The organism is Cypionkella psychrotolerans, from assembly GCF_001294535.1.
Taxonomy (GTDB): Bacteria; Pseudomonadota; Alphaproteobacteria; order Rhodobacterales; family Rhodobacteraceae; genus Cypionkella; species Cypionkella psychrotolerans.
Window position 1 is genome coordinate 1 of sequence record NZ_LGIC01000089.1, and the last position, 8,506, is coordinate 8,506.

The 8,506-nt window shown below is 60.3% G+C and carries 10 protein-coding genes; all 10 read left to right on the plus strand.

The window, feature by feature from the left end:
- A partial coding sequence (locus tag AKV04_RS23380; RefSeq protein WP_162232820.1) for an ATP-binding protein occupies positions 1 to 272 on the plus strand: 272 nt, incomplete at its 5' end.
- A gap of 127 nt (positions 273 to 399) precedes the next feature.
- Entirely contained in the window at positions 400 to 1,386 is a 987-nt protein-coding gene (locus tag AKV04_RS23385) for a hypothetical protein (protein ID WP_156317795.1), read from the plus strand.
- Between the two features lie 88 nt (positions 1,387 to 1,474).
- Positions 1,475 to 1,702, plus strand: coding sequence for a hypothetical protein (locus tag AKV04_RS23390; RefSeq protein WP_054008827.1), 228 nt, complete (start codon positions 1,475 to 1,477; stop codon positions 1,700 to 1,702).
- Positions 1,703 to 1,808: 106 nt separating this feature from the next.
- Complete coding sequence (locus tag AKV04_RS23395; RefSeq protein ID WP_054008828.1) at positions 1,809 to 2,621, plus strand: sigma-70 RNA polymerase sigma factor region 4 domain-containing protein; 813 nt, start codon at positions 1,809 to 1,811, stop codon at positions 2,619 to 2,621.
- Complete coding sequence (locus AKV04_RS23400; protein WP_156317797.1) at positions 2,611 to 2,790, plus strand: hypothetical protein; 180 nt, start codon at positions 2,611 to 2,613, stop codon at positions 2,788 to 2,790. The genes AKV04_RS23395 and AKV04_RS23400 overlap by 11 nt, the downstream gene beginning before the upstream one ends.
- A gap of 1 nt (position 2,791) precedes the next feature.
- Positions 2,792 to 3,013, plus strand: a complete 222-nt coding sequence (locus AKV04_RS23405) for a helix-turn-helix transcriptional regulator (protein ID WP_054008830.1) — start codon at positions 2,792 to 2,794, stop codon at positions 3,011 to 3,013.
- The gene (locus tag AKV04_RS23410; protein WP_054008831.1) at positions 3,014 to 6,049 is read left to right on the plus strand and encodes a bifunctional DNA primase/polymerase; all 3,036 of its coding nucleotides are present in this window, start codon (positions 3,014 to 3,016) and stop codon (positions 6,047 to 6,049) included.
- A 157-nt stretch (positions 6,050 to 6,206) separates the two neighbouring features.
- Positions 6,207 to 6,536, plus strand: coding sequence for a hypothetical protein (locus AKV04_RS23415; protein ID WP_054008832.1), 330 nt, complete (start codon positions 6,207 to 6,209; stop codon positions 6,534 to 6,536).
- A 174-nt stretch (positions 6,537 to 6,710) separates the two neighbouring features.
- Positions 6,711 to 8,018, plus strand: a complete 1,308-nt coding sequence (locus AKV04_RS23420; RefSeq protein ID WP_054008833.1) for a site-specific DNA-methyltransferase — start codon at positions 6,711 to 6,713, stop codon at positions 8,016 to 8,018.
- 255 nt (positions 8,019 to 8,273) lie between these two features.
- A partial coding sequence (locus AKV04_RS23425; protein WP_202905680.1) for a P27 family phage terminase small subunit occupies positions 8,274 to 8,506 on the plus strand: 233 nt, incomplete at its 3' end.

Consider the following 8,506-nt stretch of genomic DNA (forward strand, 5'->3'; position numbering starts at 1 on the left):
GCCACAAACTGCTGATCATCGACGAACTGGGCTTTGTGCCGCTCAGCAAAACTGGCGCCGAACTGCTGTTTGAACTGATCTCGCAACGCTATGAGCGGGGTGCCACGTTGATCACCAGCAACCTGCCCTTCGACGAATGGACCGAAACCTTCGGGTCTGAGCGACTGACAGGCGCACTTCTCGACCGGCTGACCCACCACGTGAACATCCTCGAGATGAACGGTGAAAGCTATCGCCTCGGCCAGAGCAAAGCCCGCCAAGACAAGGCTTAACCCAATACCAACATCGTAAGCAGTTGGCCCTCACGGGCCAAAGCATCCGGGCAACCGCCAGCTCTGTGACAAGCGCGGCCGCCCAGATGCTAGCGCACGCCTATGCGGCAATCTTGATAACCCCAAAGTGGCAACATTTTGCGCTGCCCTTTGGTCCACTTTTACTCTGCCGTTGACACCAGCACTACTGCAGCTTTACGATTTGCCTGAGGATGAAATCAGCGGTGCACAACTGCTCCACATGCATGTTGATCCCAAGCGATTGATTAAGGCAGGTCTTCTAGAACTTTGCGGCCGCCAAAATATTGTGCTGATCGATGACGATGAAGATTTTGGCGATATCGAGGTCGGCGCGTTCAAGGCAACCGGCGTAGCGGGCATGAAAGATCGCTCGGAGCAGGATATCGGCTCCATGCCACTGCACAATCTTCGGCGCTATGCGATCAAGCGAGACTGGTTGGATGAGCTGTTACTTCCGGTCATTCAGGCACTCATCGGAAATGCGTCCGTCGATATGCTAGACCTCGACCTCGTGTCCTTTGGTCACTGGCGGCATAGCGATGCCGAACTGCCAGTTTACTTTGCCCGCCGCCTTGGCCAACCCAAGACTTTGCAGAGGCTCGATATGATTTTACGCAGTCGTCAAGACGGTGGTATCGGGATCGTGTTGTCCTCAGGTCGTTCGGGATACACACACCTCGGCCCGAACGTCGTCGTTCCACTGGAAGATTTCTTGCAGAGTGGCCAGTTAACGGAAGACGCGAAGACAAAGATTTTCGAACGTTATCAAGCCGGACGATGGCTTGCCCTCGGCGGAAGCGAGGTTGCTTTGATTAAGTTCGCGTCTTTGTCCGCGATGCTGCACATTCCTGGTAAGGTGCCTTTGGCCGTTTCCGGATTCAAACAAATGTTAATAATCGAGCGTCTCGTGGCAGCCTACAAGGTCGGGAGCGCTGAAGTCCCCACCGGGGCACTCATCGAGGGAACGAAAGTCAAAAGTCCTGCAGATGCGTGGCCATCGCAGAGCCGGGACGGCGTAAGCGGTGTTTACTTTGAGAACAGTCGACAAGGATTTTGGCGTCTTAAGACGGATCAAACTGTCACTGGAAACTGAAGGTCGGACGCAGATCCGACTTTTTACGGCGGACGATCCGACATTTAGCTGAATATTGGGAAGGCTCCACCTGCCATAGGAGCACCCGATGCCGACGACCAAACATTCGCGCCTGCCCGCTACTCTTTGCAATAACTACGGCGGAGAACAAAAATCTTCGATCTCTTGCGCTGACTGGCGCTGCCTTGAATGCGGCAAGCTGCTGGGCGTGCGCCGCGGCGCAAAGTTGCATGTTCGGGTTCAGGGCCACGATTACACCGTGAGCTTGCCCGCTGAAGCCATCTGTCGCGGCTGCGGCACACACAACCGGACCTGACATGAGCGGGCGCCTTTCGGGGCGCCCGTTTTGTCATCCAGCCCCCTCACACATTTAACTGGTCCACCGTGAGGCGCGTGACGCCCGGCCGTAAGGCAGGCGTCACATGCGGGCCAGTTGGCAAGCACTTTATTCTGACTTGGTCCAGGCCACCAATCGTCTTCGTTTCCAGACGGAATTCACCCAAATATGCCAAGCACACCGCGCCCTGTGCGGTTGGCGGGATCCCGGCGATCTGATGGACCGCTTGCATGCGCCCGTTGGGGACCCGGCGATCCGCAACGACATGCTTCGCGCGCTCGTGATCGTTGCGCAGGGCGATGCGCGGCGCTCCGAGGTAGCCACCACCTTGTTGCTGCTCGCGCTTTGGCCCGGGCTTGATGCGGTCCACGGGCGGCTGTGTCGGTACTACCCGCACGCGCGGCATGAGATCGGGGCTGAAATTCTCGGCCGCGTCACTCTGGGCATTCTGAACATGGATTTGGACGCCGTGCAAAAGGTGGCGGCGACGCTGGTTATGAACACCCAGCGCGACATCCACCGTTCACTTAAACGCCAGCGCGACGAAACCCGCAGTCAGATATCGTGGGATGACACATGCGCCCATGCGCTCATCGTGCCAACGGACGACGCAGAGCGCATATCTGTGATGGACTGGCGTGCGCGCCTTGTCCCGCTCCTTGGCAAAGATACCGAGCTGTTCTTGCGCATCATGGTCTTGGGCGAAACCCAAGCCGAGGCAGGACGCGCATTAGGGCTGTCCCATGCGGCAGCGCGCAAGCGCCATCAGCGTGCGCTTGCACGGCTGCCTGCTCCCGCACAAATTTTGGCATCCTGTCCCATTCCGCAGTCGCGTTTGGCTTTTGCAGATCGAGAGGCCGCGGATGTGCCTCGCGATGGAGGTGGTCATGGTGCATGAAAACGAGCAAGAAGACTTCCAGCGCCTGCCGGGCCTGTTTCGGGTCTGGGATCTGGCACGGGTGATCGTCCCGGGCGCGATTTACCGGATCGAAGAAGCCGGGCTGACCCGCGACGGAGCCACGCTCTTCGCCATCTATCAGGTCATCGTCTCGACGATGGTGCATTGAAATGTCCGACAGTGAAGCTTTGGGCCTTCCCTCGCGCCTGACGCGCGAAGAGCTGGCTGCCTTTTGGCGTGTGAGTACGCGCACAATCGAACGCTGGAACGCGCAGGGACTTTGCCCGCAGCCCGTGCGCATTGGCGGCCGGGTTCTCTACCGCCGCGACGATGTGCTGGCGTGGGAACATACGCGGCTGGTTCAGATGCAACCCGACGAGGCGCGGGACTAGATGGATCAAGCAGGACCCAAGCGGGACCTGCCGGAACACCACGGAGATGCTGACAGGGAGGCCGAGCGCCGCCCCGAAGCCATGTCTGCGCCCAGCTTCGCCGAGGTGGCGCTGAAGCTGCTGGATCAGGGCTATGAGCCATTGCCGATTCTGCCGGGTCAGAAACGCCCGGCCATAACTGGCTGGACAAGCATTCGCATTGATGAGGCCCAAGTCGAAGCATGGTGTCGGGATTTTGGTCACTGCAGTGTGGGTCTGAGGACCGGGCACCTTGTGGGTGTCGATATCGACATTCTCGACGCCGATCTGGCCCATCAGGCGGCTGCGATCGTGAACGCACGCCTCGGGCCAGCGCTCTTGAGGGTTGGGCGCTGGCCAAAGCGGCTGTTGCTCTACCGAACGGAAACGCCTTTCGCGAAGTTCAAGGTCGGCAAGGTCGAGGTGCTGGCCCAAGGCCAGCAGTTCGTGGCTTTCGGTATACATCCAGACACTGGTCGACCCTACGACTGGCCGATGGGCGAGAGCCCGCTTGACGTGGCCCTCCATGCTTTGCCCTCGGTGAATGAGGCCATGGTTGAAGCCTTGCTCGCTGAATTGCAGCCAGTTGCAGGTGCTGGTCCCTCGGGGGCGCGGCGCAGCGGCGCAGCACAGGGCGGTGACGGCCAGACGCGTGGTGTCGACGGCTTGGTAGCAGACGGCCGCGATGGCTGGCTTTCCACCATCGCATTCCATGCCGTGCAGGATTCGATCGACCGTAGTGAGGACCCCGATGAGGTCACCTTAGGCAAAATGGTCTGGGCGCGGTTTGCCATTACCACAGACATGTTTCGGCCACGACAGAATGGGCGTCAGGCTTACGGTCTGCCCGATGCTTTGCGCAAAGTCCGGGACAAGATTAGGCTGCACAGGGTGGGCCGGCTGCCAGAGCGCAGCAAGGTCGCCGTGGTGCCGGACTATGCGCCAACTTCCCTCGACGTGGATGCGGCACGGCAGGAATTGAATCGTCATCTGGCCCGCGCCATGGCGGAAACCGAAGCGTGGCACCGACAAGGTGGGCTCGAGGCGGCACCACGCATCGGCGTGCGCGCCACCGTCGGCCTCGGCAAGAGCACCGCCGCTCGGCACCATGTCATGGAGCTGACGCGGAGGCTGGCAGCTGACAATCTGCCGCATCGCATCCTTAATCTTGTGCCGTCGCTGGCACTGGCCGATGAGACCGCCGCGGCTTGGCGCGAGCTTGGGATGAATACAGCGGTTTTGCGGGGTTACGAGGCTCTGCACCCCACAACCCGTAGCCCGATGTGCGGGGATATTCCCGGGATTCGGGCTGCGATTGCGGCGAAGGTCGACATCCAATCCTCCGTTTGCTTTCGCAGCCAAAGCCAGCAGTGCCGGCTCTACGCAAGCTGTGCCAAGCAAGCCAATCGGCGCGAGGTTCTGGCAGCCCAGGTGGTGGTCGCCGCATATGACGCCATGTTCACCGGCTTTGCGGGTGACAAGCAGGATTTGGGTTTGATCATGATTGACGAGGCCTGCTGGCCCAGAAGCTTTGAGGCAGACAGCGGGCTGACGATCGAGGCCTTGCCTAGCCTCGGCATTGCAGGCATCAGCGGGTCGCGGATGCAGGACGCGCAAGGAGCTGCCCTCGCGGATGTGGTCGCCATGCGGCAGAAACTTTCGGCAGCGCTGGTATGGCTGACCGTCGGTGAGGTCACGGGTGCCGCATTGGAAAGTTTCGGCTTTGACGCGCAAATCTGCGAATGCGCCATCATTTCAGAGTATGACGCTTTGCCAGCGCCCCATCTCAGGCCCGGACAAAGCCCGGCGGATCGCAAAATTGCGTTGGAGCGCAGCCTCCGGCGCGCGCTTGGGCTGCAGGTGATCGGTCTCTGGTCGGCACTGGCAGATCTTCTTGGTGGCGAAACAACGGCAGTGGCCAAGGTCTGGCTCGGTGGCATGGGCAAAGACGGTCAGCGCCCAATTCGGATTTGGCGGCGCAAGCCGATGGCGCAAGAACTGACCCTGCTGCCGCTTTTGCATCTCGACGCAACCCTTCGGCCTGAGCTCGCGTCAACCGTCTTGCCGGGCTTGGACTGCGTCACGGTCGAGGCCCATGCGGCGCATCAGCACATCCGGCTGATCAGCGGCAATTTCGGCAAAGGCAATCTCTGTCCCGATCCGCGGCAGGGCGCAGTTGAAAATCGGCGGCGCGCAAGCCGTTTGCAGGAATGCGTCGATTACGTCCGCTGGCATGCGCAGCGTCACACGGGCGGCCGGATCCTCGTCATCACGTATCTGGCGATCGAAGCCGCTTTCGCGACTATTCCCGGTGTCGAGACCGCCCATTACAATGCCGTGGCGGGGCTCGATGGATGGGGGGATATTTCGGCGCTGTTCCTCATTGGCCGACCGCTGCCCTCGTCGGGCGATTTGGGCGAAATGACCGGTGCCCTATTTGATCGCCCAGTGCAGGGCGACTATGCCGCACGCGACGTTGGTTTAGTCCTTGAAAACGGTCAGGTGTCCGGCATTCGGGCCATACGCCATGCCGATGCGTCGGCCGAAATCTTGCGTGCCGCGATTTGCGACGATGAGGTGATGCAGGCATTGGGTCGTGGCCGGGGAGTCAACCGCACGGCGGACAACCCGTTGGAAGTGCATCTTATGGCCGACGTGGTGCTGCCTGTCAGCTATGACCGAGTGCAGGCTTGGAGCATCGTTTGTCCCGATATTGTTCAGCGCATGCTTCTGGCGGGGATCGCAGTCGATAGTCCGGGTGACGCGGCAAAGTTGCATCCAAGTCTGTTCGCATCGCCAAATGCAGCAGATTGCGCGTTTCGCCGTGAGGCATTTAACCGTCAAAACCCTATAAGGGATACATATAGGGAAATGACGGTTAAATCGGCCTCATATCGTTTGGGTGGACGTGGCCGGAGCTGGCAAACTGCGTTCTGGATTACTGGTTCTGCAGACCGAGCACGGGCTCAGTTGGAGCGGACCATAGGGCCGATTGTCGAATGGCATTGCGAGCCTTGACGGATTGACTGGTGCCCCGAACCAGCCTGAAGCCGCGTGCACCACATCAGATTAGTTGTGGACAACTCGGCCTGCCAGCATCTAACCCTCTTGTCCGACTCTCTTGTGGCTGTCAATGTTCCTGTATTGTTCTCATTAACCATAGGAGGCACAGAGGATGGCTGTGATTGTCGAACTATCGCCGCACGCTCTGACGCGGCAAAACCAAGATAAAAAAGCTTCAGCGGTCAAAGCTATGATTGAGTTGGTCGAAGGCTCAGCGCCTGGTGAACAGCCGCGGATGATCACCGACGCCAGAGCTTGGGTGCATACCGCGTTTCTCACCTATCGGTCTGCCATGGCCGACAACGATGCCAACCTGCCCAATTTGGCCCGGATCGAGCACGACTTTATTGCGGCTCTGGTGGCGCTGAATTTTGATGATCAACGGCGTCAGCTGCGGCGTGCACTTCTCGCCATCGTGGCATTCCCGGGGCGAGCGCACTGAAACTGTGCAATGCGAGGTGCGAATTTGGTGCCCAGTAGAAGTGACCATTGTTTGTCGTGTGTTGTCGCTGTTTGTCGTTAAATGTCATAATTACAATAGTTTAGGTGCGTGATACACTGGCCCCAGCGCCCTCGTCCGCCGCGATATGTCCAACCGGGGGGTAAGGAGCCGAAGATGCCTAGATCGAAAACCGACCCTCTTTCCGCAGCGGCAACCAAGGCGCTTCCTCTTGCCATCGAATATCGCCCTATCGGCGATCTGATCCCCTACGCGCGGAACGCCCGCACGCACAGTCCGGCGCAGGTGGGGCTGATCGCGGGCTCGATCCGGGAGTTCGGCTTTACCAATCCGGTGCTGGTCGATGGCGCAAACGGCATCATCGCAGGCCATGGCCGGGTGCTCGCGGCGCAGAAGCTGGGGCTGGCCACGGTTCCGGTGATTGAACTTGCCCATCTCACCGAGGCGCAAAAGCGCGCGTATATTCTTGCCGACAATCGCTTGGCCGAACAGGCGGGGTGGGACGCGGACCTGCTTGCGCTCGAGATGGGGGATCTGGAGGCACTCGGCGTTGATCTTACCGACCTTGGCTTTGAAAGTGCCGAGATCGATCGGTTGCTCAGGGGTGATGCGACGGATCCGCGCGAAGAGGTTATTCCCGATCCACCGGCGGTTCCGATCTCGCAACTGGGCGATCTGTGGTGCTTAGGCACGCACCGGCTCATTTGCGGCGATGCCACCGATGCCGCGGCGGTTGCTCTCTTGCTTGGCGGTGTTGTGCCGCATCTGATGGTCAGCGATCCGCCTTATGGTGTGATGTACGATCCAAGCTGGCGCAACAAGATCGGCGTGTCTGAAACCAAGCGCGTTGGTAAGGTGATGAATGACGACCGCGCCGACTGGCGGGCAGCGTGGGCGCTGTTTCCGGGGGATGTGGCGTACGTTTGGCATGGGGCACTGCATGCGACCACAGTGGCCGACAGCCTCGCGGCTGCAGGCTTTGCGGTGCGCAGCCAGATCATCTGGGCCAAGGAGCGCCTGGTGCTGAGCCGGGGCGACTATCACTGGCAGCATGAACCCTGCTGGTATGCGGTGAGAACCAGCAAGACCGGTCATTGGAACGGCGACCGCAAGCAGACGACGCTGTGGCAAATCCCCAGCCGGGATCAGGATGCAACAACGGTGCATGGCACGCAAAAGCCGGTGGAATGCATGCGGCGGCCGATCCTGAACAACTCAAACGCGGGGCAGGCGATCTACGAGCCGTTTTCTGGATCAGGCACCACGATCATTGCCGCCGAAACAACCGCGCGGGCGTGCTACGCGGTTGAACTCGATCCCGCTTATGTCGACGTCGCAATCACGCGGTGGCAGAGCCTTACGGGCCAACTGGCCACGCTTGCCAGCGATGGCCGCAGCTTTGCCGAGGTTGGGGCCGCGCGCGGCGTCACATCGATGCCTGAGACCACTGGAGCCCTCACATGAGTGTGCAAGCCACGTGGGTCCGCCTAACCCCGGGGGGGCGGTCAGAAGTTGCTAGGTCTGGGCGTCAGGGACCGGAGCGGGGAGGCGATCATTCACACCCGCGATATTGGCGACCGGGTATCCCGGATGACGTCCAAAACATTGTCGCAACATAACAATCGGTTGCACGGGGGCGGCATCCCCATGATGCCGCAGTTTGGTCGACAAACTCCGGGGTTCCGCGAGGGTTCCGTTTGATGCAGCAAAGGTATCGCCATGAGGGGTCGCAAGCCAAAGCCGACGCATCTGAAACTGCTGGAGGGCAATCCCGGCCGGCGCCCGATCAATGGCGTCGAGCCAAAGCCCGCGCGCGCTATGCCCACCTGTCCTGCGCATCTTGGCCCATCAGCCAAGGCCGAGTGGAAGCGGCTGGTACAGGATCTCAACCGCGTAGGCTTGCTGACGCTGGTCGATCGGGCCGCGCTTGCGGTCTACTGCCAATCCTGGGG

Bases quoted from the DNA above. Each gene is read 5' to 3' on its own strand.
- AKV04_RS23390 (WP_054008827.1), top strand. From the start codon at position 1,475: ATGCCGACGACCAAACATTCGCGCCTGCCCGCTACTCTTTGCAATAAC.
- AKV04_RS23395 (WP_054008828.1), top strand. From the start codon at position 1,809: ATGCGGGCCAGTTGGCAAGCACTTTATTCTGACTTGGTCCAGGCCACC.
- AKV04_RS23400 (WP_156317797.1), top strand. From the start codon at position 2,611: ATGGTGCATGAAAACGAGCAAGAAGACTTCCAGCGCCTGCCGGGCCTG.
- AKV04_RS23405 (WP_054008830.1), top strand. From the start codon at position 2,792: ATGTCCGACAGTGAAGCTTTGGGCCTTCCCTCGCGCCTGACGCGCGAA.
- AKV04_RS23410 (WP_054008831.1), top strand. From the start codon at position 3,014: ATGGATCAAGCAGGACCCAAGCGGGACCTGCCGGAACACCACGGAGAT.
- AKV04_RS23415 (WP_054008832.1), top strand. From the start codon at position 6,207: ATGGCTGTGATTGTCGAACTATCGCCGCACGCTCTGACGCGGCAAAAC.
- AKV04_RS23420 (WP_054008833.1), top strand. From the start codon at position 6,711: ATGCCTAGATCGAAAACCGACCCTCTTTCCGCAGCGGCAACCAAGGCG.